The 22,074-nt window shown below is 67.4% G+C and carries 18 protein-coding genes; 9 read left to right on the top strand and 9 right to left on the bottom strand.

Annotated features, from left to right (window positions below; all coding sequences use genetic code 11):
* Nucleotides 1–35 precede the first annotated feature (35 nt).
* Genes phoU through phoR form a run of 3 tightly spaced genes read left to right on the top strand, consistent with a single transcriptional unit; the run spans nucleotide 36 to nucleotide 2,872 of the window.
* Complete coding sequence (gene phoU / locus AC3WR5_RS11100; RefSeq protein WP_141284799.1) at nucleotides 36–752, top strand: phosphate signaling complex protein PhoU; 717 nt, start codon at nucleotides 36–38, stop codon at nucleotides 750–752.
* A 16-nt stretch (nucleotides 753–768) separates the two neighbouring features.
* A complete protein-coding gene (gene phoB, locus AC3WR5_RS11095) occupies nucleotides 769–1,476 on the top strand; it encodes a phosphate regulon transcriptional regulator PhoB (protein WP_141284797.1) in 708 nt (235 codons plus the stop codon).
* 22 nt (nucleotides 1,477–1,498) lie between these two features.
* On the top strand, nucleotides 1,499–2,872 hold the full coding sequence (gene phoR, locus AC3WR5_RS11090) for a phosphate regulon sensor histidine kinase PhoR (protein WP_492484325.1): 1,374 nt from the start codon (nucleotides 1,499–1,501) through the stop codon (nucleotides 2,870–2,872).
* Nucleotides 2,873–2,879: 7 nt separating this feature from the next.
* On the opposite strand, the gene AC3WR5_RS11085 is transcribed toward phoR, so the two are convergent.
* From AC3WR5_RS11085 to trxA, 4 genes are all read right to left on the bottom strand, one after another.
* The gene (locus tag AC3WR5_RS11085) at nucleotides 2,880–4,592 is read right to left on the bottom strand and encodes an ArnT family glycosyltransferase (protein ID WP_492484323.1); all 1,713 of its coding nucleotides are present in this window, start codon (nucleotides 4,590–4,592) and stop codon (nucleotides 2,880–2,882) included.
* Nucleotides 4,593–4,757: 165 nt separating this feature from the next.
* The gene (locus AC3WR5_RS11080; RefSeq protein WP_141289814.1) at nucleotides 4,758–5,018 is read right to left on the bottom strand and encodes a type B 50S ribosomal protein L31; all 261 of its coding nucleotides are present in this window, start codon (nucleotides 5,016–5,018) and stop codon (nucleotides 4,758–4,760) included.
* 184 nt (nucleotides 5,019–5,202) lie between these two features.
* A complete protein-coding gene (rho, locus tag AC3WR5_RS11075; protein ID WP_141289815.1) occupies nucleotides 5,203–6,468 on the bottom strand; it encodes a transcription termination factor Rho in 1,266 nt (421 codons plus the stop codon).
* 274 nt (nucleotides 6,469–6,742) lie between these two features.
* Entirely contained in the window at nucleotides 6,743–7,072 is a 330-nt protein-coding gene (gene trxA / locus AC3WR5_RS11070; protein ID WP_141289816.1) for a thioredoxin, read from the bottom strand.
* Nucleotides 7,073–7,393: 321 nt separating this feature from the next.
* Here trxA and AC3WR5_RS11065 point away from each other — a divergent pair, with 321 nt between their 5' ends.
* The 3 genes from AC3WR5_RS11065 to AC3WR5_RS11055 are packed head-to-tail and all read left to right on the top strand — an operon-like array spanning nucleotide 7,394 to nucleotide 12,955.
* Nucleotides 7,394–9,211 (top strand): serine/threonine protein kinase, encoded by a 1,818-nt coding sequence (locus tag AC3WR5_RS11065; protein ID WP_492484320.1) that lies wholly within the window; start codon nucleotides 7,394–7,396, stop codon nucleotides 9,209–9,211.
* Nucleotides 9,212–9,239: 28 nt separating this feature from the next.
* Nucleotides 9,240–11,597 (top strand): protein kinase domain-containing protein, encoded by a 2,358-nt coding sequence (locus AC3WR5_RS11060; RefSeq protein ID WP_492484318.1) that lies wholly within the window; start codon nucleotides 9,240–9,242, stop codon nucleotides 11,595–11,597.
* Between the two features lie 26 nt (nucleotides 11,598–11,623).
* Nucleotides 11,624–12,955 carry an MFS transporter gene (locus tag AC3WR5_RS11055; RefSeq protein ID WP_492484316.1) on the top strand — a complete coding sequence of 444 codons (1,332 nt, stop codon included), beginning with the start codon at nucleotides 11,624–11,626 and terminating at the stop codon, nucleotides 12,953–12,955.
* Nucleotides 12,956–13,061: 106 nt separating this feature from the next.
* On the opposite strand, the gene AC3WR5_RS11050 is transcribed toward AC3WR5_RS11055, so the two are convergent.
* A complete protein-coding gene (locus tag AC3WR5_RS11050) occupies nucleotides 13,062–13,400 on the bottom strand; it encodes a helix-hairpin-helix domain-containing protein (RefSeq protein WP_141286035.1) in 339 nt (112 codons plus the stop codon).
* Between the two features lie 53 nt (nucleotides 13,401–13,453).
* Nucleotides 13,454–14,125, bottom strand: coding sequence for a transcriptional repressor LexA (gene lexA / locus AC3WR5_RS11045; protein ID WP_141286037.1), 672 nt, complete (start codon nucleotides 14,123–14,125; stop codon nucleotides 13,454–13,456).
* 70 nt (nucleotides 14,126–14,195) lie between these two features.
* Between lexA and AC3WR5_RS11040 the strand changes: the two genes are divergently transcribed.
* Complete coding sequence (locus AC3WR5_RS11040; protein WP_141286039.1) at nucleotides 14,196–15,155, top strand: asparaginase; 960 nt, start codon at nucleotides 14,196–14,198, stop codon at nucleotides 15,153–15,155.
* Between the two features lie 98 nt (nucleotides 15,156–15,253).
* Here the strand turns inward: AC3WR5_RS11040 and AC3WR5_RS11035 are convergent, their stop codons facing one another.
* The 3 genes from AC3WR5_RS11035 to AC3WR5_RS11025 all read right to left on the bottom strand — a co-directional run bounded on the left by AC3WR5_RS11035 (nucleotide 15,254) and on the right by AC3WR5_RS11025 (nucleotide 17,711).
* On the bottom strand, nucleotides 15,254–16,618 hold the full coding sequence (locus AC3WR5_RS11035; protein WP_492484313.1) for an esterase-like activity of phytase family protein: 1,365 nt from the start codon (nucleotides 16,616–16,618) through the stop codon (nucleotides 15,254–15,256).
* Nucleotides 16,619–16,749: 131 nt separating this feature from the next.
* Nucleotides 16,750–17,175 carry an organic hydroperoxide resistance protein gene (locus tag AC3WR5_RS11030; protein ID WP_141286043.1) on the bottom strand — a complete coding sequence of 142 codons (426 nt, stop codon included), beginning with the start codon at nucleotides 17,173–17,175 and terminating at the stop codon, nucleotides 16,750–16,752.
* 41 nt (nucleotides 17,176–17,216) lie between these two features.
* Nucleotides 17,217–17,711, bottom strand: coding sequence for a MarR family winged helix-turn-helix transcriptional regulator (locus AC3WR5_RS11025; RefSeq protein ID WP_141286045.1), 495 nt, complete (start codon nucleotides 17,709–17,711; stop codon nucleotides 17,217–17,219).
* Nucleotides 17,712–17,818: 107 nt separating this feature from the next.
* Between AC3WR5_RS11025 and dnaE the strand changes: the two genes are divergently transcribed.
* Complete coding sequence (gene dnaE, locus AC3WR5_RS11020; RefSeq protein ID WP_492484310.1) at nucleotides 17,819–21,349, top strand: DNA polymerase III subunit alpha; 3,531 nt, start codon at nucleotides 17,819–17,821, stop codon at nucleotides 21,347–21,349.
* A gap of 125 nt (nucleotides 21,350–21,474) precedes the next feature.
* Nucleotides 21,475–21,987 (top strand): hypothetical protein, encoded by a 513-nt coding sequence (locus AC3WR5_RS11015; protein WP_141286049.1) that lies wholly within the window; start codon nucleotides 21,475–21,477, stop codon nucleotides 21,985–21,987.
* Nucleotides 21,988–22,074 lie beyond the last annotated feature (87 nt).

Raw genomic sequence — 22,074 nt, 5'->3', positions numbered from 1 at the left:
CCCCCGCGTCGCGGTGCCATCCAAGGGAACAGAACATGAGTGACAAACACCTCTCCACCCAGTTCGACGCTGAGCTCAGCGCCGTCTCCACCCGCGTGCTGGAAATGGGCGGGCTGGTCGAGGCGCAGGTGGCGCAAGCCATCTACGCGCTGACCAACTACAGCGCCGAAACCGCCACCCAGGTGCTGGCGCTGGAAGAGCGCGTGAACCGGCTGGAAGTCGAGATCGATGCCGACCTGTCGGCCATCATTGCCCGCCGCCAGCCGACCGCACGCGACCTGCGCCTGCTGATCGCCATCTCCAAGACCATCGGCAACCTGGAGCGCGTGGGTGACGAAGCCGCCCGCATCGCCCGCACGGTGCAGCGCCTGATCAACACGGGGGTGTTCAGCCGTCTGCGCCTGCCGGTGCAGGACGTGTCCTTCGAAGCCAGCCTGGCCACTGCCTCGCTGCGCAAGGCGCTGGACGCGTTTGCCCGCCTGGACACGGTGCAGGCGCTGGACGTGATCAAGCAGGACGGCCAGATCGACCAGGAGTTCGACGGCCTGATGCGCAAGCTGATCACCTACATGATGGAAGACCCGCGCACCATCTCGGCCAGCATCGACCTGGTGTTCGTGGCCAAGGCCATCGAGCGCGTGGGCGACCATGCCAAGAACCTGGCCGAGCAGATCATCTACATCGTCAAGGGCACCGACGTGCGCCACAACACGGTTGAAGCGGTGGAAACCATCGCGTTGACCCGCAACTGACCCACGGGACACCCACATGCCCTCCATTCTGGTGGTTGAAGACGAATCGGCGATTGCCGAGCTGATTGCCATCAACCTGCGCCATGCGGGTTTTGAGATCACGCTGGCTGAAAACGCCGACCAGGCGCTGGTTGCGGTGGACGCCGTGCTGCCGGACCTGGTGCTGCTGGACTGGATGCTGCCGGGACAGTCCGGCGTGGCCCTGGCCCGCCGCTGGCGTGCCGACGCGCGCACCAAGGAACTGCCCATCATCATGCTGACGGCGCGGGCAGACGAATCCGACAAGGTTTCGGGCCTGGACGCTGGTGCGGATGACTACCTGACCAAGCCGTTCTCGACCCAGGAACTGCTGGCCCGCATCCGCGCCGTGCTGCGTCGCCGCGTGCCAGAGGCGCTGGACGCTGCGGTCGAAGTCGGCGGCCTGCGGCTGGACCCGTCCACCCGCCGCGTTGCCCGCCTGGGCGTGGAGCTGAAGCTGGGGCCCACCGAGTTCCGCCTGCTGCATTTCTTCCTCACCCATCCTGAGCGGGTGCACAGCCGGGCCCAACTGCTGGACCGGGTCTGGGGCGACCATGTGTTCATCGAGGAACGCACGGTGGACGTGCACGTCAAGCGCCTGCGCGAGGCGCTGCAACCGGCGCAGTGCGCCCAGATGATCGAGACTGTGCGCGGCGCCGGCTACCGGTTGACGCAACAGGTCATGGCCTCCGCGCCTTCGGCCTGACCCCGCCTTTCGGGAAATCCGCATGTTCTGGTTGGGGCCGCGGGTCCTCTTCGCGGTGATGGCTGCGGTTGTCGGTGGCGCCTTGGGTCACCTGTGTGGCGAACGCCTTGGCATGCCGCAACTGGGCAGCCTGCTGGGCTCGGGCGTGCTGGTCGCGTTCGCTGCAGTGGTCGACAGCCTGCGTGGCGCCCAGCTGCTGGGCTGGCTGACCGGTGAGCTTGACGATGGCTGCCCGCGCCAGAACGGTTTCTGGGGCGAGGCCGGTGCGCGCATCGAGCGCGCGCTGCGGCAGCGCGAGAAGGCCACCGCGCGTGAGCGCGAGCGGCTGAGCCAGTTCCTGTCTGGCATCGAGGCTTCACCGAACGGCGTGCTGCTGCTGGATGCCCGGGAGCAGATCGAATGGTGCAACCAGGTCGCGGCCGAGCACCTGGGGCTGGACGCGCAGCGCGACCTGCAGCAGCGCATCACCAACCTGGTCCGCGCGCCGGCTTTCGTGGCCCACCTGCACGGCGGCCCCAGCGACCAGCCGGTGCAGATCCCCAGCCTGCATGGCCGCGGCCAACTCTCCATCCTCGTGCGGCCCTATGGCGACGGCCAACACCTGCTGATCACCCAGGACGTGACCGCGCGTGAGCGGGCCGATGCCACCCGGCGGGATTTCGTCGCCAACGTCTCGCACGAGATCCGCACGCCACTGACGGTGCTCGCCGGCTTTGTCGAAACCATGGCCACCTTGCCGCTCAGCGAGGTCGAGCGCCAGCGCGTCCTGTCGCTGATGGGCCAGCAGACCCGCCGCATGCAGGCCCTTGTGGGCGACCTGCTGACGCTGACCCGCCTGGAGGGCAGCCCGCGCCCGCCGTCGGATGCCTGGCTGCCGCTGCAGCGCCTGGGCGATGCAGTCGACACCGATGCCCGCAGCCTGTCCAACGGCAGGCACCAGCTCAGCTTCCATTGGGAAGACGAGGCCAACGGCGAAGCGGATGGCGCCGAAGGCCTGCAACTGGCCGGCAACGAGGTGGAACTGCAAAGCGGCGTGGGCAACCTGGTCAACAATGCGGTGCGCTACACGCCGGACGGTGGCACGGTCAGCGTGCGTTGCTGCCGCCGGCCGGATGGTGCGCTAGAGATCCGCGTCAGCGACACCGGGCCCGGCATTGCGCCCGAACACCTGCCCCGCCTCACTGAACGCTTCTATCGCGTCGACGGCAGCCGCTCGCGCGACACCGGCGGCACCGGCCTGGGCCTGTCCATCGTCAAGCACGTGGCGCAGCGCCATGGCGGCGAGCTGCGCATTGCCAGCGAGCTCGGCCGCGGCTCGACCTTCACGCTGTTGCTGCCTGCCTCGCGGGTCCGCCCGCTGGTCTCGCAGCCGCAAGCGGCCACCGCGTCCAGCTGAAATCCGGTCAGGAGCCGCGCCGGTACAACGCGAAGTATTCGCCGCGGTCCACCGGCCGGTGGAACTTGGCGAGCAGTTGCCACCCGGCCGGCGCTTCGGCCTGGGCGGTGCGCGTCAACAGCAGCTGGTAGTCGCAGGTCGCAGGCATCGGGATGTCCGCGGGTGGGGTAGTCGGGAGCAAGGCCTTGGCAGCGGCCACCTTGTCCTCTTCGCTGCGCGCGTCCACCTGGTAGTTGCCGAACACCTCCAGCCCGGCCACGTGCGTGCGGCTCAGGCCCGGCGCCAGCAGGCAGGCATGGGCCGGCACCAGGCGGGCAATCTGCTGCACCAGCGGGCGCGTGCTGCGGCCGTAGTCCAGCACCGGCAGCAGCAGCGTCATCAGCAGCATCCAGGCCAGCGCCACGCCGCTGGCCGGCAGCACCAGGCTCTTCCACAGCGGGTGGCGATGCCGCGAGGTGCGCCAGCGCACCAGCCACAGCCAAGCCAGCGTGCCAGCCACGGCAAAGGCCAGCGCCAGCAGGGAGAACTCCGATTCGTAACCCGGCACCAAGCGCAGGATGTTGCGCAGCGGCTGCGGCGGCGTGCCGGTTTGCGTCGAGAAGTAGATCACCCAGATGGCGAGGCCGGCCACGCTGAAGAAGAACACCGAGAACCAGTCGATGGCCGCGCCGGTGCTGCGTTGCAGCGTGGGCAGCGCAAATGCCGCCAGGATGGCCAGCCCGGGCAGCGCCAGCATCAGCGCCCGGTCCGAGCCGCCCATCAGCACCGAGCTGAGCAGTGCAATCAGCACCGTGCTGGCCGGAATGGCAATGTGCCGGTACGGCCAATGGCTGCGCCAGCGCCACAGCGTCCACACGGCCATGGGCCAGGCCGGCCAGGTGAACCACAGCAGCAGGCGCAGCAGCCCCAGCCACTCGGCCGGCTGCTCGCGCAAGGCCACGCGCCATTGCCAGGCGTGAGTCAGGGTGGCGGCCAGTGCGGCTACCAGCAGCGAGGCCACCAGCCAGGGCCACAGCGCGCGCATGCCGGCATGGCTGGAGCGCTGGCTCAGCGGCAGGGCAGTCAGGCCCAGTGCGGTGGCAATGCTGGGTGCCCCGCTGAGCGCCAGCGCCGGCAGCGCAACCAGCACCGCCAGCGCCACCCGGCGCCGGCTGTAGGGTGCAGCGGCCATGGCCCAGATGAACAGCGAGACCAGGCTCAACTGCAGCAACTCGGGCGTGGTTTCGTGGCCCAGTTGCAGCAGGCCCAGGGTGGCAATGGTGGCCAGCAACGCGCCATCGGCCATTGCGCGGGCGTAGTCCACCGGCTCGGCCTCGCCGCCAAAGGCGAAGGGCACCGGCTGGGCGGCATCGGTGCGTGCCAGGTGGAACATCGCGTACCAGACCAGCGACAGCGTCAGCGCCAGCAGGAAGGTGAACGGCAGGCGTGCGGCCAGGGCAGGGTCCAGCCAGTGGCCCAGCAACTGCACCGACCAGGCGCCTATCCAGTGCGGCAGCAGCGCGGTTTCGGGTGACAACTGACCAAGCGAAGGCGCCCACCAGGAGGTGCGGCCCTCGGCCATGGCCTGCATGTAGCCGAAGGCGGTCAGATCGGCATTGCGCCAGGGGTCTCGACCGAACAGGCCGGGCAGCAGGTAGGCGGCGCAGAACAGCAGCAGTGCGATGCGTGGCAGGCGCTGCGCGGCACGCTGGGTCACGAGGGCAGGGGTCGGTTGATTCACGGCTGGATCATGCCAACAAGCGGGCCGATCAAGGTTTCAGAACGAGGCGGAAACCCAACGCCGGCAGGGGCGCGAGTCTTTGCGCAGCAGGGGCGGGCAATAAAAAAGGCAGCCGGTGGCTGCCTTTCGGGGAGCGAGCGCTGTGCAGGACACAGGCCGCCAATCTCACTTCTTGATGCCGACGCGCGCAAACTTGTTGCGGAACTTCTCGACACGACCGCCCAGCGTGTCCACGCTCTTTTGCTGGCCGGTGTAGAACGGGTGGGATTCGCTGGTGGTTTCCAGCTTGAACAGCGGCAGTTCGCGGCCGTCTTCCAGCTTGATCGATTCCTTGGTCGGCGCGCACGAACGCGTCACGAATTGGAAACCGTTGGATTGGTCCACGAACACAACGTCGCGGTAGTTCGGGTGAATGCCTGTTTTCATGGCGCTTTGAGGCGGAAACCGCCTTCCTTCGTCGCTGGTGAGCCAACAGCCACGCCAGCCCCATGCCAGCGCACTTTTCGACAGCGGAAAAACGAGCATTATAGCGCAGCGGGCTGCGCCACCGTCCGTGCCGGCATGTGTGCCAGGTCACGGACCTGCCTCCAGGATCGTCCTTGCGGTCCGATCAACCGCCTCTTCGCATCATGTCGAAGAAGTCGAGGTTGTTCTTGGAGGCCTTCATCTTGTCGAGCACGAATTCCATCGCCTCCATCTCATCCATGTTGTAGAGCAGCTTGCGCAGGATCCAGGTCTTCTGCAGGATCTCCGGCTTCAGCAACAACTCTTCGCGGCGGGTGCCGGACTTGTTGATCTGGATGGACGGGTAGACGCGCTTCTCGGCCATGCGGCGATCCAGGTGGATTTCGCAGTTGCCGGTGCCCTTGAACTCTTCGTAGATGACCTCGTCCATCTTCGAGCCGGTGTCGACCAGCGCAGTACCGATGATGGTCAGCGAGCCGCCTTCCTCGACATTGCGGGCCGCGCCGAAGAAGCGCTTGGGCCGCTGCAGCGCGTTGGCGTCCACGCCACCGGTCAGCACCTTGCCGGACGAAGGCAGCACGTTGTTGTAGGCGCGGGCCAGGCGGGTGATGGAGTCCAGCAGGATCACCACGTCCTTGCCCAGCTCGACCAGGCGCTTGGCGCGCTCGATCACCATTTCGGCGACCTGCACGTGGCGCGCAGCCGGTTCGTCGAAGGTCGAGGAGATGACTTCGCCGCGTACGCCGCGGACCATTTCGGTCACTTCTTCCGGCCGCTCGTCGACCAGCAGTACGATCAGGTGGATCTCGGGATGATTGGCCACCAGCGCGTGTGCGATGTGCTTCATCATCACCGTCTTGCCGGTCTTGGGCTGTGCGACCAGCAGCGCACGCTGGCCTTTGCCAATCGGCGCGATCAGGTCGACGATGCGGCCGGTGATGTTCTCGTCGGCCTTCAGGCCGTCACGCTCAAGCTTGAACGCCTCTTTCGGGAAGAGTGGCGTCAGGTTCTCGAACATGATCTTGTGCTTGTTCTCCTCGGGCGTCAGGCCGTTCACGCGGTCGACCTTGACCAGCGCGAAGTAGCGCTCACCGTCCTTGGGGACCCGCACTTCGCCTTCGATCAGGTCGCCGGTGTGCAGGTTGAAGCGGCGGATCTGGCTGGGCGACAGGTAAATGTCGTCGGTAGAAGCCATGTAGCTGCTGTCGATGGAGCGCAGGAAGCCGAAGCCGTCTGGCAGCACTTCCAGCACACCGTCGCCGAACACCTGCTCGCCTGCCTTGGCGCGCTTTTTCATGATCGCGAACATCAACTCCTGCTTGCGCAGGCGCGAGACGTTGTCGATCTCCAGCGCTTCGCCCATCTCGATCAGGGCCGAGACGTGAAGGGCTTTCAGTTCTGAAAGATGCATCGGGATTCACCCTTGGGGTGGTTGGACCGCGCCCGCTCCGAAGGCGGCGGCCCTGGCGTGCCGCGTTGCGGAGGACGGTTTGCTGCCTTTTGGCAGCAGGCCGGACACCGACACGCGATACAAGAAACTGTTGTGGGAGCTGTGGGCCGTGAAACTCACGCGCCGGAGAACCGCTGGGTTCTGGGGCGTGGTGGCCTTGAGCCTGTTTGCAGCAGCGGGGCGGGGCTTGTGGATGACCAGCTTGCGGCCACCGCACCCGGTGCTTCAGGCGAGATTATAGATGAGCGTCGATCAGCGATTGGATTTTCGCCTTCGGATGGCTGCCGACCAGGGTTTCAGCAAACTGGCCGTCCTTGAAGACCATCAGGGTCGGAATGCCGCGGATGCCGAACTTGGCCGGGACTTCGCGGTTGTCGTCGACGTTCATCTTGGTGATCTGGATCTTGTCGCCGTAGTGGGCGGCAAGTTCTTCCAGCGCCGGGGCAATCGCCTTGCAGGGACCGCACCATTCAGCCCAGAAGTCGACCAGCACCGGCTTGCCGGATTGCAGGACGTCGGCTTCGAAAGAAGCGTCGGAAATATGCTTGATCAGTTCGCTGCTCATGGGAAGTTCCTGTGGGGAGACCGGACGGCACAGCCGGCTGCGATGCTGCACTGGCCGGACCCGGGACGCGAGGGAGGAAATTCAGAGATGGGGTCAACCCATGCCTGTTCAACCCTGCGGAAGCCTTGTTCTCGGCCCTGGGATCAGGGCCTGCAAAAAGGCAAGTTGATTCTGACACAAAGCCCGAGGACCCGCAGGCCGCGCGGATACCTTGCCGCAGCAGGGCAAACCATGCAGAAATAATGTGCACTTGTAGTGTTGATCCGGACATCGGCCGGTCGATGCAAGGGTTTCAATCGTGCCGAGCTATTCCATCGTCCCATGGTTGCCACCGCCTCCTCATCCACCCCTTCGCCTGCTTCGCCTGCTGCCTCTGCCGCCAGGGCCAAGCCGGTGCGCATGTTCGGCCGCTTCCAGTTGCTGCGCCTGGTGGGCAAGAGCGACCGCACGATGGGCTGGGCCGCCGTGGATACCCGCAGCCAGCAGGAATGCCTGCTGGTGATCCTGCGCCAGCAGCTCGATGCGGAGGCCGCTTCGGCCTGGCTGCAGGCTGCGCAGCGCGCCGCGCGGCTGCAGCATCCGCAACTGGCCAAGCCGCTGGAAATCGGCGTGCACGACCGCTGGCCGTTCATGGCCTACGACCGTTCCCGCGCCGTGTCCTGGCCCGAGAAGTTTTCGCGCCAGGGTGCGCCTGCGGCCGAACTGGCCGGCTGGGCCGCCCAGATTGCGCAAGGCCTGGCCTTTGCCCACGAGGCCGGCGTTGCCCACCGCGACCTGCAGCCCTGGATGCTGGCCATCGACGAACTGCAGCAGGTCAGCGTGATGGGGCTGGAAGCTGCTGCGCATCCGACCGAAACCCAGCATGACGGCGGGCTGGACGCCTTGCGTGCCGTGCGCGACGCGGCCGAGCAGGACGTGCTGGCGCTGGGCCTGGTGATGCACCATGCGCTGGTCGGCCAGCCGGCGCTGGACGAACCCGACGTGGTCCACGTGATACAGCGCATGCCGCCGCTGGGCCAGGAGATCGTGCGCCTGCCCTGGACCGTGCCGCGGCCGATCCCCGAGCCCTTGCGCGCAATCGTCAACCGCTGCACCGATCGCCAGCCGCGCCTGCGCTACCGCAGCGCCCGCACGCTACAGCGTGCGCTGGAAGGCTGGCTGAAGACGCAGGATGATGATGGCGGCCCGCTGGCGCTGCTGCGCGACCGCCTGCGCACCGTAGGCGTGTTGCCGGCCCAGCCCGGTGGCGCCGAGCGGGTGGCGCATCTGGCCTTGATGGAACGTGGCCGCACCAGCGAGCTGGCAGAGCTGGTGCTGGGCGACATTGCACTCGCCTTTGAACTGCTGCGCCGGGTCAACAGCGCCCAGCTGCGCGGTGGCCAGGTGTCGGATGACGGCCCGGTGCTGATGCTGCGCCGGGCGATTGCGATGCTGGGGCTGGACGGCGTGCGCCAGGCGGCGCTCGGCCTGCGCCGCTGGCCGGGCCCGCTGGACGACGCTGCTGCAGGCCAGCTCGACACCTTGATGCGCCGTGCCCACCGCGCCGCCCGCCTGGCCGTGCGGCTGGTGCCGGCTGGCTACGACGGCGAGGTCGTCTACCTGATCTCGCTGCTGCAGAACCTCGGCCGGATGGTGGTGCAGTACCACTTCCCGGAGGAGGCCGAGCAGATCCGCAAGCTGATGCAGAACGACGACGCGCCGGCGACTGCACCGGACGCACACGGGATGAGCCCCGAGGCGGCCTCGTTTGCAGTGCTGGGGCTGGACCTGGATGAACTGGGCGTGGCGGTGGCCCAGCACTGGGGGCTGGACGACAGCGTGCTGGCGCTGGTGCGCCGCGTGCCGCCGAATGCCCCGGTGCGGACGGCGGACAGCGACACCGACAACCTGCGCACCACAGCCAGCTGCGCGGGTGAACTTGTCGATGCGCTGAACCAGCCCGCCACGCGGGTGCAGGCTGCGCTGCGCCAGGTCGTGCAGCGCTATGCGCGTGCGCTGAACCTCAGCGGGCGCGAAATGCAGGACGCCCTGCAACTGGAATTGCAGGGTGGCGACGCGACCGGCCTGCCGCATGGCAGCCCCCTGCCGGCCGTCGGAGAGAGTTCGTCTTCCGGGCTGCGCCGCCAAAACGTTTCTTGAAATTCACGCCCTTGCCGGCGTGCCATCCATGGCAGTACCCACTCCCGCCGCCACGCCGCAGCAACTGGGCCGCTTCACGCTGAAGGCCTTGCTGGGGCAGGGCTCGCAGGCCACCGTCTGGTTGGCCTGGGACCCATTGCTGCAGCGTGAGGTCGCCATCAAGCTGCTGCGCCCGGAAGTCACTGGCGACCAGCGCGACGCCTGGCTGGCCGAAGCGCGGCTGATGAGCGGCCTGTCGCACCCCAACATCGTGGCGGTGCACGAAGCCATGCAGGAAGGTGGCCGGGCCTGGATGGTGCTGGAGCGCGTCGAAGGGCTGACCCTGGCCGACCGCCTGGCGCGCCAGGGCGCGATGGCGCCGCGCGAAGCCGCCGAGATGATGCTGCAGGTGCTGGACGCGCTGGCCTGCGCGCACGGCCACGGCATCATCCACCGCGACCTGAAGCCCGCCAACGTGCTGCTGGCCCGCGATGGCCGCGCCCGTGTGATGGATTTCGGCATCGCGACACGGCTGTCGGCCGCGCCGGACGGCCGCATCGTTGGCTCGGTCGCGACCATTTCGCCCGAAGGCGCCAGCGGCCAGGCCGCCACGCCGGCGATGGACATCTTTGCCGCCGGCATGCTGCTCGGCCATGCGCTGCTGGGCCAGCCCATGCGCACCGGCATGGACGGCCTGACGCCGACTGCGATGCTGCAGCGGGCGGTGGCCGAGCCGGTCAGCTGGCCTGAACCGGCGCCGCAGCCGGTCGATGATCCCTTGCGTGCGCTGGTGCTGCGTGCGGTGGCGGCGCAGCCCGCCATGCGTTTCGAATCGGCCGCGGCCTTTCGCGAGGCGCTGGGCGGCTGGCTGAACCCCGAGGCACCGCAGCCTGCGGCCAGCCACGCGACGCTGGAGTTCCTGCTGCGCCGCATGCGACTGACCGGCGACTTCCCGGCGCTGTCGGATTCGGTGATGCGCATCCAGCGCGTGACCGCATCGGACAGCGAAAGCGTGCATGCGCTCTCGGCAGAGATCCTGAAGGACGTGGCGCTGACCCATAAGCTGCTGCGGCTGGTCAACACGGTGCACTTCAGCCACCTCGGCACTGGCGCCATCACCACCGTCTCGCGTGCCGCGGCGCTGGTCGGTTTCGCCGGCATCCGCAACATGGCGATGTCGGTGATGCTGCTGGAGCACATGCGCAACCGCAACCACGCCCAGCGCATGAAGGAGATGTTCCTCGAAGCGCTGATGACGGCGATGGTGACCGACCAGCTGACCCCTCCTTCGCCGGAGCGCGAAGAAGCCTTCCTGGCCGGCATGTTCAGCCACCTCGGCCGTTTGCTGGTGGCCTATTACTTCCCGGACGAAGCCGAGCGCGTGCGCCTGCGCCTGGTGCCTCCCAGCGACGGCAGCAAGCCACGCCCGGCCTGGCACAGCCCGGCCGAAGCCCGCGCTGCGCGCGAAGTGCTGGGGCTGGACTTCGATGCGCTGGGCCTGGGTGTGGCCCAGGCCTGGGGCCTGCCGGACAGCTTGTGCCATGCCTTGCGCGTGGCCGAGGGCGACATGCCGCAGCGTGCGCTCGCCGGCACGGAGCGCTTGCGCTGGGCTGTGCGCGCCGCAGGTGAAATGGTGCAAAGCCTGCTGGCGGCCGATGCAGGCGCGGACCAGATCACGATGCGGCGGCTGGCCAGTGGCTACGTGCGTGGCCTGGCCATGTCGCAGGACAGCCTGGTGCAGGCGGTGCAGACGGCGCAGCAGCAACTGGCCGACCTGGCCACGACCATGGGCATCGAACTGCCGGCCAAGGCCCGCGCCCGGCGCCTGCTCGGCCAGGCCTCGGCGTCCGAAGCGACGGCCACCTTGGTGCTGCCCGATCCTGCCAGCGAAGCCCATGCGCAGGACCTGCTGGCGGCCGGCATTGCCGAGGTCACCGAAACCCTGGCAGGCGACGCTGTTGTGCTCAACGAAGTGCTGCGCATGATCCTCGAGACCTTGCTGCGGGCAATGAACTTTCGCCGCGTGGTGCTGGCAACGCGCAGCCCCCGCCAGACCGTGATGACCGCGCGGCTGGCGCTGGGGGAAGGTGCGCAGGAACTGGCGCGCCAGCTCAGTGTGAACCTGCAGCCGACCGGCGCGATGGACTTGTTCGCCGCCGCTTGCCTGAAAGGCCTGGACACCCAGATCGCCGATGCCCGTGCGCCTGACCTGCAGGCCCGCCTGCCGGCCTGGTGCCGCGAGGCCGGTGCCAGGAGCTTTCTGCTGATGCCGCTGATGAGCAAAGGCGTGCCGCTGGGCATGATCTACGCGGACCGGGACCGCCCCATCGCGGTGGCGGACCGCGAGCTCAGCCTGCTGCGCACGCTGCGCAACCAGGCGGTGATGGCTTTCAAGACCGCGGGCTAACCCTAGGCCCAGTTAAACTTGAGCGGATGAGCATTTCCGACCCGAAGTCGGCTGGCAGCGCGCGATTGCGCGACCAGCGAGACTACCTGCGCTTGCTGGGCGCCCGTGTGACCGGCGGCGCCGCCAACCAGATGTTGATGGTGGCGCTGGGTTGGCAGATGTACGACCTGACCGGCAGCGCCTGGGAGCTCGGCATGGTCGGTCTCGCCCAGTTCCTGCCGGCACTGCTGTTGACCTTGCCGGCGGGGCACCTCGTTGACCGCCATGACAGGCGCCTGCTGGTGGCTGGCAGCATGAGCCTGCAATGCGTGGTGGCGGCGTGCCTGGCGCTGTCCAGTGTCGGCGGATGGGTCGGGGCCAACCTGATCCTGCTGCTCTCGATGCTGCTGGGCATGGCACGCGCGCTGCAGATGCCAGCCCAGCAAGCCTTGACGCCTACGCTGGTGCCGCCAGCGCTTTTGCCGCGCGCAGTGGCTGCCGCGAGTTCGGCCATGCAGGCCTCCATCATTGCCGGGCCGGCGCTGGGGGGCGCGTTGTATGCGCTCGGCCCCCGTGTCGCCAGCCTGTTCGGCCAGGGCGCAGCGGCGGATGCCGGTATCGCCGGCCAGGCCATGATTGGCGCGCACTGGGGCGCCGCGGTGGTCTACAGCCTGTCGCTGCTGCTGCTGCTCTCGGCGGTGTGGTGCGTGCTGGCGATCCGGCACCGGCCGGTCCAGAGCCTGCGCCCCGCGCCCGATCTGGCGCAGCTGACGGCAGGCATCCGTTTCATCTGGCAGCGGCCGGTGGTGCTGGGTGCCATTTCGCTGGATCTGTTCGCCGTGCTGCTGGGTGGCGCAACCGCCTTGCTGCCGATCTTCGCGCGCGACATCCTGCACACCGGCCCCGAGGGTCTGGGCCTGCTGCGGGCGGCGCCGGCGCTGGGCGCCGTCATCATCGGCGTATGGCTTTCGCGCATGCCCATCACCAGCCGGGCCGGGCATTGGCTGCTGGGCGCGGTGGCGGTCTTTGGTTTCGCGACCATTGCGTTTGCGCTGGCCACCTCGTTCTGGTTCGCCTTTGTGGTGTTGGCCATCAGCGGCGCGGCCGACATGTTCAGCGTGGTGATTCGCCAGTCACTGGTGCAGCTCGAGACGCCTGACGACATGCGCGGCCGGGTCGGCGCGGTGAATTCGGTGTTCATCGGCGCCAGCAACCAGCTCGGCGAGTTCGAATCGGGCGCCACCGCGGCCTTGCTCGGGCCGGTTGGCTCGGTGCTGCTGGGTGGCTTCGGCACGCTGCTCGTCGTGGCGCTGTGGTGGAAGCTGTTCCCGGCGCTGGCACAGCGGGATCGCCTGCAGCCCGAGACGGCACCGGTTTGACGCGGGGTGGGCTGTCAGGCCGCGGCCTGAGAGCGCCCCCAGACCTGCCGCTTCGCGTCAGGCCCCCCGAGGGGGATGAGAAAACTTGGGGCGGCCCTGCGTTTTCTCATGAGCCTTGTGGTTCCGCGTGCCGCGGCGCCGGGTGCAGCTCGCCGTGCACTTGCTTGCGCTGCGCGGTGTAGTCCCACCAGGGCCGGGGCGCGGCGCCCTGCATGAAATCGACAATCGCCATGAAGGTGTCCAGCACGCAAGGGTCCTGGTGCTTGCCGGTCAGTTTCTCCAGTTGGCGGTAAAGCTGCAGCGCGTCGTGCCGGGCCAGTTCGGCCGGATGCAGGATGCCCAGCGCGCGCAAGTCGCCGGCCATCGCCGGGCCCACGTTGGGCAGCTGCTCCAGCCGCTGGCAATCGGCTGCGGAGGCAGCTTTTGGGCTCTTGATCGCGCTCATGGGTTTTGACCTCGTCGGGAGCTCGCCTGCAGGAATACCTCCGGCCAGCGGGGTCAGAACATCATGTTCTGACGCAGCAGGCCCACCGCAATGCCTTCAATCTCGAAGGACTCGCCTGGCCTGACCTGGATGGGTTCGAAGTCCGGGTTCTCGGGCAGCAGCTCAATCAGGCCGGCGCTGCGCTGGAAGCGCTTGACGGTGACTTCATCGTCCAGCCTGGCCACGACAATCTGGCCGTTGCGCGCTTCGCTGGTCTTCTGCACCGCGAGCAGGTCGCCATCGACGATGCCGGCATCCCGCATGCTCATGCCCTTGACCTTCAGCAGGTAGTCGGGACGGCTGGGAAACAGGCTGGCTTCGAGCAGGTAGGTCTGCGAGATGTGCTCTTGCGCCAGGATGGGGTGGCCCGCCGCCACACGGCCAACCAGTGGCAGCGTGAGCTGCGCCAGGCTGGGCAAAGGCAGCGAAAACTGCTTGCCACGCGCCTCGTTGAGCGCGCGTAAAGTGCCGCTCTGCAGGCGAATGCCACGGGACGTGCCGCCCACCAGTTCGATCACGCCTTTGCGGGCCAGCGCCTGCAGATGTTCTTCGGCCGCATTGGGCGACTTGAAGCCCAGCTCGGTGGCGATTTCGGCCCGCGTGGGTGGGGCGCCAGTGCGTTCGATGGTGGTTTGCACCAGGTCGAGAATCTGCTGCTGCCGGGCGGTGAGCTTGGGACTGTCCATGAGCTTGCAGCCAGCGCGGGCGGGCTGAGGTTGTATCCAGTATCTGTATTTTTATCCAGACTTCCACAAAATGCAAAACGAATCAGTGGCCGTGTCCCATGTGGTGTTGCTGGGAACGGGCGGCACCATCGCCGGCCAGGCCGGCCGGGCCGATGACAACGTCGGCTACACCGCAGGGCAGATCGGCGTGGCGCAACTGCCGGCCGCGGTGCCGGCGCTGTCGCGCTTCTCGCTGCAGGCCGAGCAACTGGTGCAGCTCGACAGCAAGGACATGACGCACGCCGTGTGGCAGCAACTGGCGCTAGCCGTTGAACGACATCTCGCGCGGCCCGATGTGGCCGGCATCGTCATCACCCATGGCACCGACACGCTGGAGGAAACCGCCTGGTTCCTGCAGCGCACGCTGGCGCCGAGCAAGCCGGTGGTACTGACCGCCGCGATGCGGCCGGCGACCGCGCTGCTGGCCGACGGGCCGCAGAACCTGCTGGACGCCGTGACGGTGGCCGCCAGGCCTGGTGTGAGCGGCGTGCTCGCGGTGCTGGCCGGCCGGGTGCATGGGGCGCTGGATGTGCGCAAGTGGCACGGCTACCGCGTCGATGCGTTCAGCTCTGGTGATGCCGGTCCGCTCGCGCTGATCGAAGAAGGCGTGCTGAAGCCCTTGCGGCCCTGGCCGACGGACGAGGCCTTGCCGGCGCGCTGGCAGGCACCGGTGGCCGAGTGGCCGCGGGTGGAGATCCTCGCCAGTCATGCCGGCAGCGACGGTACCTTGGTCGAGGCGCTGCTCGGACTGGGCTGCCGCGGGCTGGTGGTGCAGGGCACGGGCAACGGCACGGTGCACCAGTCGCTGGAGCTTGCTTTGTGCAAGGCAGTCGCACAGGGCGTGGCGGTGCTGCGGGCCAGCCGCTGCCTGGGCGGCGGCGTGGTCGGTGCACCGGCCGACGCATTGCCAAGCGCCGCCGAGCTGACACCGGCCAAGGCGCGGGTGGAGTTGCTGCTGCGCCTGCTGGTGGGCGAGGGCGCAGGCGCTTGATGCGCCCATGAAAAAAGCCGATGCGGGTGGCCCCGCATCGGCGCTCAGCTGTCAGCTGTCAAACGGTACCGAGCGGCGCGTGATGCGCCGCCTCGGGCTCACTGAGCCGGCTTGAAGACCTGGTTCACGAATGGCGAGCCGCCCAGGTCGTTTTCGTCGAAGGCAAAAACGAAAATCTGGTTCGGGTTGTCCAGGCCGCCGACGTTGGCGAGGAAGTCGTTGTCGTTGGCGATGTAGAGGGTGTGCTTGGTCACGCCGTCGATCACCACGTCGTCGCCGAAGGCCATGCCTTCGAGCTTGGCGGGGATCTGCGTGTCGGCGAAGCCGGCGGCCATCAGCGTGGCGGCGATGTCCAGGAACAGCGTCTTGGTGACGGCAAACGGCTGCAGGTTGGCGGTGCCGCTCAGGTCGCTGATGTCGGTGGCACCGGCCAGGCTGAGCTTCCAGATCTGCTTGATCACCGCCTTGGAGCCGTCACCCAGGCCCTTGCCGTCGCGCTCCAGCACCAGGAATTCGTGGTTGTTCAGCGCCAGCAGTTCGCTGCTGTTGTAGTTCTTGTTGGTCGCGGCCAGGTGGTTGTCGTAGGCGTATTCGTGGGTCGCGCCGGTCTTCACGTCGATGGTGATGATGCGGTTCATGTTGCCGCCGTCACCGCCGTCCTGGATCAGCGGACTTTGCTCGAAGCCGACCAGGGTCTTGCCGTCCGGCGTGATGGCCAGGCCTTCCATGCCCTTGTTGGCCACACGGCCCGAAGTGTTGCCGCTGATTTCGGCGGCACCTTGTGACGACAGGTTGGCTGCCGTGAACTTTGCCGGCAGCGTGAACATGCCCACGCGCTTGCCGGTCGTGCGGTTGAAGGTGTAGACGTAAGGGCCGTACTCGTCGGTGATGTAGACGAGGTTGGTGCTCTTCGAGACGCGGATGCCTTCCGGGTCAAGGCGAGCGTTCAAGGTATTGGTCGAATTGCTGCCGGCAGCGAAGTTGTCCGAGCGGCCGGTGAAGTAGTGCTTCTGGCGGGTGTTCGCGGTGGGCACGGCCGGACCGTAGTTCAGCGCGTCGGTCGAGAACAGCGGCGTGGTCTTCTGCAGCGTGATGCTCAGGTCGAACGGCAGGCTGCCGCTGGTGGCGGGGCTCAGGCTCAGGTCCAGCGTGTGGAAGCGGGGGATGAAGGTGGTCGTGTCGTCCACGGCCGGATTCCACGCATTGGCGTTCGGGCCTCGGTCCGGCATGGCCAGGAAGGTGCTGCCGCCAGCCCAGGCCAGGCCTGAACCGATGCCGCCCAGCAGGTTGGCACTGACGCCGCTTTCCAGCGTGTTGGTGAAGCCGCTCAGGTCGGCGCCGGTGGCGGGCAGGCTGCCCTTGGCGATCAGCGTGACGGCGGCCTGGGCCGGCGACACGGCGGCCAGTGTGGTGAAGGTGGCGGCGGCGGCCAGCGCGAGGGTCGAGATCGTGGCGTTTTTCATGACTGCTGAAGTTCCTCGTAAGAGGCCGGCAGTCTGTGGCGCCCGCGTGACGTCATCGTGACAACGCCGACCGAAGCGAGGCCTCGGTCGGCGCTGGATCGGGACCGCCCGGCGAGCCGGGCGCTTCGGCTTCAGACCACCGTCAGGCTGACGTCGATGTTGCCGCGGGTGGCGTTCGAGTATGGGCAGACCTGGTGCGCGGCGGCGACCAGCGCTTCGGCGGCGGCCTTGTCCATGCCCGGGATGCTGATGGACATCGCGACCTGGATGCTGAAGCCGGTCGGGATCGGGCCAATGCCGACCTTGGAAGTGATGGACACCTCGGCCGGCAGCGAGATCTTCTGCTTGCCGGCAACCGCCTTCATCGCGCCGATGAAGCAGGCCGAGTAGCCGGCAGCGAACAACTGCTCGGGGTTGGTGCCGGCGCCGCTGTCGCCGCCCAGTTCCTTGGGCGTGCTGAGGCTGAGCGACAGGCGGCCGTCGTCCGAAGCGGCGGTGCCGGTGCGGCCACCGGTGGCAGTGGCGGTGGCGGTGTAGAGGACTTTTTCGAGGGCCATGTTGATCTCCTGTTGAACGTTTGAGGGAGGAAGGGAAAGGTTCAGGCCTGGGCCTGTAGAAGTTGCTCCCGCAGCACCCTCAGGCGCTGGGTGAGCTGGGAAATCTCGTGCAGTTCGCACTGGATGGCGCACGCAACAGTGGGTGGGATGCGCAGTGCCTGCTCGCGAAGCTGGTGGCCGGCACGGGTGGGCTGCACGCGCACGCGGCGCTCATCCCCGGCATCCCGCTGGCGGGTGATCAGGCCGGCGGCTTCCAGGCGTTTGAGCAGCGGTGTGAGCGTGCCGGAATCGAGGTTCAGCCGTTCGCCCAACGCCGAGACGGTCAGCGCGTTGCCTTCCGGCTTCTGCTCCCACAGCACCAGCATCACGAGGTACTGCGGATAGGTCAGCCCCATCGGCTCGAGCAGCGGCTTGTAGAGCTTGGTCATCGCCAGCGAGGTCGAATACAGCGCGAAGCACAACTGGTGATCCAGCGCCAGCCAGTCGGCAGACGCGGTGTTCGCGGCGGCGGAGGTGGGGCCGTGTTCGGTGTCCATGAGTATTAATGTAGCTCGCAATTAAATTGCACACAACTTAAATGGTCTTTGCCTGACCACGTCGGCCGCAGCGCGGCTGTGCAGAGAGCGGCTCCGTAGAATGGGGGATGCCTTTTGTTCACCTGCGCAGCCACACCGAGTTCTCTGTTGTCGACGGCACCTTGCGGATCGATGACGCCGCCGCCGCTGCCAAGGCAGACCAGCAGATCGCACTGGGCATCAGCGACCTTGCCAACATGTTCGGCACGGTGAAGTTCTACAAGGCTTGCCGTGGCAAAGGGGTGAAGCCCCTGATCGGCGCAGATGCTTGGGTCGAGCCGCTGGACAGCAGCGGCGACAAGCTGCCCAGCCGGCTGCTGTTGATCGTGCAGAACAAGCAGGGCTACCTGAACCTGAGTGAATTGCTGGCGCGCGCCTGGACCAGCAACGTGCAGCGCGCGCAGGCCTGGTTGACCTGGGATTGGCTGCGTGAGCTGGGCGAGGGTTTGATCGTGCTGTCGGGCGCCGAGTTCGGCGCCGTCGGCCAGGCCTTGCTGGCGGGTGACACGGCCCGCGCCAGCGCTGCGGCGCAGGAGATCTCTGCCTTGTTTCCGCGCCGCTTCTACCTGGAACTGCAGCGTGGCGGGCTGCCGCACCACGAGGCGCTGGTGCGCGCCACGGTGCCGCTGGCGGCCGAGCTGGGCCTGCCGGTGGTCGCCACGCATCCGGTGCAGTTCCTGGAGCCGGCCGACTTCGAGGCGCACGAGGCGCGGGTGTGCGTGGCCGAAGGTGAAACCCTGGCCAACCCGCGCCGCGTCAAGCGCTTCTCGCGCGAGCAGTACTTCAAGTCGCAGGCCGAGATGGAAGCACTGTTTGCCGACATCCCGTCGGCGATTGCCAACACGATCAAGATCGCCGAGCGCTGCAGCCTGACGCTGGTGCTGGGCAAGCCTCAGCTGCCGAACTTCCCGACGCCGCTGCTCGAAGACGGCACGCACATGCCGATCGAGCAGTTCTTCCGCGAGGAAAGCTACGCCGGCCTGGAGCAGCGGCTGGCCATGCTGTACCCGGACCTGGCCAAGCGCGACGCCGAGCGCCCGCGCTACCTGGAACGCCTGGAGTTCGAGCTGAACACCATCCTGAAAATGGGCTTCCCGGGCTACTTCCTGATCGTGTCGGACTTCATCAAGTGGGCCAAGGCCAACGGCTGCCCGGTCGGCCCGGGCCGGGGTTCGGGCGCCGGCTCGCTGGTCGCCTACGCGCTGCTGATTACCGACCTGGACCCGCTGCTCTACAACCTGCTGTTCGAGCGCTTCCTGAACCCGGAACGGGTCTCGATGCCCGACTTCGACATCGACTTCTGCCAGGGCAACCGCGACCGCGTCATCGATTACGTCAAGGACAAGTACGGCCGCCAGGCGGTGAGCCAGATCGCCACCTTCGGCACCATGGCCGCCAAGGCCGCGCTGCGCGACATCGGCCGCGTGCTGGGCATGGGCTTCGGCCATGTGGACAGCATCGCCAAGCTGATCCCTGCGCCACCCGGCAAGACGGTGACGCTGGCCAAGGTGCCCGAGAAGCCGGACGACAAGCTGATCTACGCCCGGCTCGAAGCGCCTGAGCTGGAAGTGCGCGAGAAGAACGAGGAGGAAGTGGCCGAGCTGCTGAGCCTTGCGGCCCGTGTCGAAGGCATGGTGCGCAACATCGGCATGCACGCTGGCGGCGTGCTGATCGCGCCGGGCAAGATCACCGACTTCTGCCCGCTCTACCAGCAGCCCGGCAGCGATTCGGCCGTGAGCCAGTACGACAAGGATGACGTGGAGGCCATCGGCCTGGTGAAGTTCGACTTCCTGGGCCTGGCCACGCTGACCATCCTGGAACAGGCCAAGGACTTCATCGTCGCGCGCTACCCGGAGCAGAAGGACTTCAGCTACGAGACGCTGCCGCTGGACGACAAGGCCGTCTACAAGCTCTTTTCCGATGGCCTGACCGAGGCGGTGTTCCAGTTCGAATCGCGCGGCATGCAGGGCATGTTGCGGGACGCCAAGCCCAGCCGGCTGGAAGACCTGATCGCCCTGAACGCGCTGTACCGTCCGGGCCCGATGGACCTGATCCCCAGCTTCGTTGCGCGCAAGCACGGCAAGGAGAAGGTCGAGTATCCGCACCCGCTGGTGGAATGGGTGCTCTCCGAGACCTACGGGATCATGGTCTACCAGGAGCAGGTGATGCAGACCGCCCAGGTGCTGGGCGGCTACAGCCTGGGCGGCGCGGACATGCTGCGCCGCGCGATGGGCAAGAAGAAGGCCGAGGAGATGGCCGAGCACCGCGAGATCTTCCGCAAGGGGGCCGCGGGCAACAACATTCCGCAGGACAAGGCCGACGAGATCTTCGACCTGATGGAGAAGTTCGCGGGCTACGGCTTCAACAAGTCGCACGCCGCCGCCTACTCGCTGCTGGCCTATCACACCGGCTGGCTGAAGGTGCATTACACGGCCGAGTTCTTCTCGGCCAATATGACCATCGAACTGGGCGACACCGACAAGCTGAAGGTGCTGCTGGCCGATGCGCAGAAGAACTTCGGTATCAGCTTCGAACCGCCCAACGTCAACAACGGCGTCTACCGTTTCGAGCCGATGCCGGGCGCCGCCGGCCGCAAGCGCATCCGCTACGGCCTGGGCGCGATCAAGGGCACGGGGCAGGGCGCCATCGAGGCCATCGTCGCGGCGCGCGAGGCCGATGGTCCGTTCACCAGCCTGTTCAACTTCTGCAGCCGGGTCGACAAATCCCGTTGCAACAAGCGCGTGGTGGAGGCCCTGATCAAGGCCGGTGCCTTTGACGAGTTGCACCCCGACCGTGCCTGCTCGCTTGCCAGCATCGGCCTGGCCTTCGACTGGGCGGAGACACAGGCGGCCAATGCAAACCAGGGTGGCCTGTTCGATTTCGACGATGGCAGCTCGCACGGCTCGCACACCCAGGAGCCGCCGCTGGTGGCTGCCGAACCCTGGAGCGTGCGCGAGAAGCTGACGTTGGAGAAAGCGGCGATCGGCTTCTACCTCTCGGGTCACCTGTTTGACGAGGACGAGACGGAGGTGCGCCAGTTCTGCCGCCGCCGCATTGCCGACCTGATCGACGCCAAGGAGCCGCAGCTGCTGGCGGGCATCGTCAGTGACCTGCGGGTCATCAACGGCGCGCGCGGCCGGGTCGGCATCTTCAAGCTGGACGACAACAGCGAGCCCATAGAGGCGGTGGCCAACGAGGAAATGCTGGACCGCTACCGCGATCAGCTGCGCGACGACGAATTGATCGTCGTGCAGGGCAAGGTGCAGAACGACCGTTTCTCTGGCGGGCTGCGGCTCAACGTGGCCCAGGTCTGGGGCCTGGCCGGCGCAAGGGCGCGGTTTGGCCGGCACCTGAGCGTGGCGCTGGGCGAAGGCAAGTCACCGGCGATGGCCGAGGTGGTGCGCAGCCACCCCGCCAAACGCGAGCAGAGCGAGGAGGGCGACCTGGTGCATGGCCTGCCGGTCCGCGTGAAGCTCACGCTGCCGGGCGCCGACGCCGAACTGGAGCTGGGCGAGCAGGGCCGCTTCTGGCCTACCAACGAGGCACTGGCACAGTGGCGCGTGGTGACGGGTGGCCAGGCGCGCATCGTCTACGAATGAAGCCGGCGTAAGAATTGGTGTCTTTGGGCCTTGTCTGACAACGTGGGCGCCGGGTGCTGCGTTGGTCAGGCATGTTCAACACCGATGCCCCGACGCTCCGCCCCCAAGCGGCCCGTCGCCTCCCCATGAAAACAGCTTTTCCTGTGGCCGCGGCCCTGCTGGCATGTGGCCTGGCGGCATCCGCACCCTCGGCCCAAGCCTCGGTGGGCGTGTCCCTGTCGGTCGGCCAGCCCGGCTTCTACGGCCAGATCAACATCGGCGACTATGGTCGTCCGCAGGTCTATGCCGCAGCGCCGGTCTGGGTGAGCCCGGCGCCGCGCTGGGTTGCTCCGCCGCCGCCGATGTACCTCTACGTGCCGACGGTGCACCGAGCCAACTGGCGCTATTACTGCGGCCGCTACAACGCCTGCGGCCGGCCGGTCTACTTCGTGCGCGAGGACTGGTACCGCAGCCGCGTGGTGCCGGTGCACTACGAGCGCCGTGCATATCCGTACGAGTACCGCGACCGCTATCACGACAATTATCACGGTCACTACGACCATGGCTACGGCGGCGCACCGCGCCCGCCTTACGGTGGCCCGCCCCCTGGCGGCCCGTCCGGCCCGCCCACGATGCGCGGTGGCAACAACCCGTATTGATCCCTGGACCTGACCGAGAAAGCCCGGATTTGACGGGCTGTGGGGGGATTGTTCACGGCGCATCGCCGCGCACCGCGGCCTAGACTG

The organism is Ideonella sp. FW305-24 (genome assembly GCF_058788035.1).
The sequence above is the reverse complement of the archived record's forward strand: the minus strand, read 5'-3'. Positions and strand labels throughout refer to the sequence as shown.

Coding starts and splice junctions, on each gene's coding strand:
- rho (WP_141289815.1), bottom strand. CDS start 6,468: ATGCATCTTTCAGAACTGAAAGCCCTTCACGTCTCGGCCCTGATCGAG.
- phoB (WP_141284797.1), top strand. CDS start 769: ATGCCCTCCATTCTGGTGGTTGAAGACGAATCGGCGATTGCCGAGCTG.
- lexA (WP_141286037.1), bottom strand. CDS start 14,125: ATGGACAGTCCCAAGCTCACCGCCCGGCAGCAGCAGATTCTCGACCTG.
- dnaE (WP_492484310.1), top strand. CDS start 17,819: ATGCCTTTTGTTCACCTGCGCAGCCACACCGAGTTCTCTGTTGTCGAC.
- AC3WR5_RS11080 (WP_141289814.1), bottom strand. CDS start 5,018: ATGAAAACAGGCATTCACCCGAACTACCGCGACGTTGTGTTCGTGGAC.
- AC3WR5_RS11050 (WP_141286035.1), bottom strand. CDS start 13,400: ATGAGCGCGATCAAGAGCCCAAAAGCTGCCTCCGCAGCCGATTGCCAG.
- AC3WR5_RS11040 (WP_141286039.1), top strand. CDS start 14,196: ATGCAAAACGAATCAGTGGCCGTGTCCCATGTGGTGTTGCTGGGAACG.
- phoU (WP_141284799.1), top strand. CDS start 36: ATGAGTGACAAACACCTCTCCACCCAGTTCGACGCTGAGCTCAGCGCC.
- AC3WR5_RS11035 (WP_492484313.1), bottom strand. CDS start 16,618: ATGAAAAACGCCACGATCTCGACCCTCGCGCTGGCCGCCGCCGCCACC.
- AC3WR5_RS11060 (WP_492484318.1), top strand. CDS start 9,240: ATGGCAGTACCCACTCCCGCCGCCACGCCGCAGCAACTGGGCCGCTTC.
- phoR (WP_492484325.1), top strand. CDS start 1,499: ATGTTCTGGTTGGGGCCGCGGGTCCTCTTCGCGGTGATGGCTGCGGTT.
- AC3WR5_RS11065 (WP_492484320.1), top strand. CDS start 7,394: ATGGTTGCCACCGCCTCCTCATCCACCCCTTCGCCTGCTTCGCCTGCT.
- AC3WR5_RS11055 (WP_492484316.1), top strand. CDS start 11,624: ATGAGCATTTCCGACCCGAAGTCGGCTGGCAGCGCGCGATTGCGCGAC.
- trxA (WP_141289816.1), bottom strand. CDS start 7,072: ATGAGCAGCGAACTGATCAAGCATATTTCCGACGCTTCTTTCGAAGCC.
- AC3WR5_RS11030 (WP_141286043.1), bottom strand. CDS start 17,175: ATGGCCCTCGAAAAAGTCCTCTACACCGCCACCGCCACTGCCACCGGT.
- AC3WR5_RS11025 (WP_141286045.1), bottom strand. CDS start 17,711: ATGGACACCGAACACGGCCCCACCTCCGCCGCCGCGAACACCGCGTCT.
- AC3WR5_RS11015 (WP_141286049.1), top strand. CDS start 21,475: ATGAAAACAGCTTTTCCTGTGGCCGCGGCCCTGCTGGCATGTGGCCTG.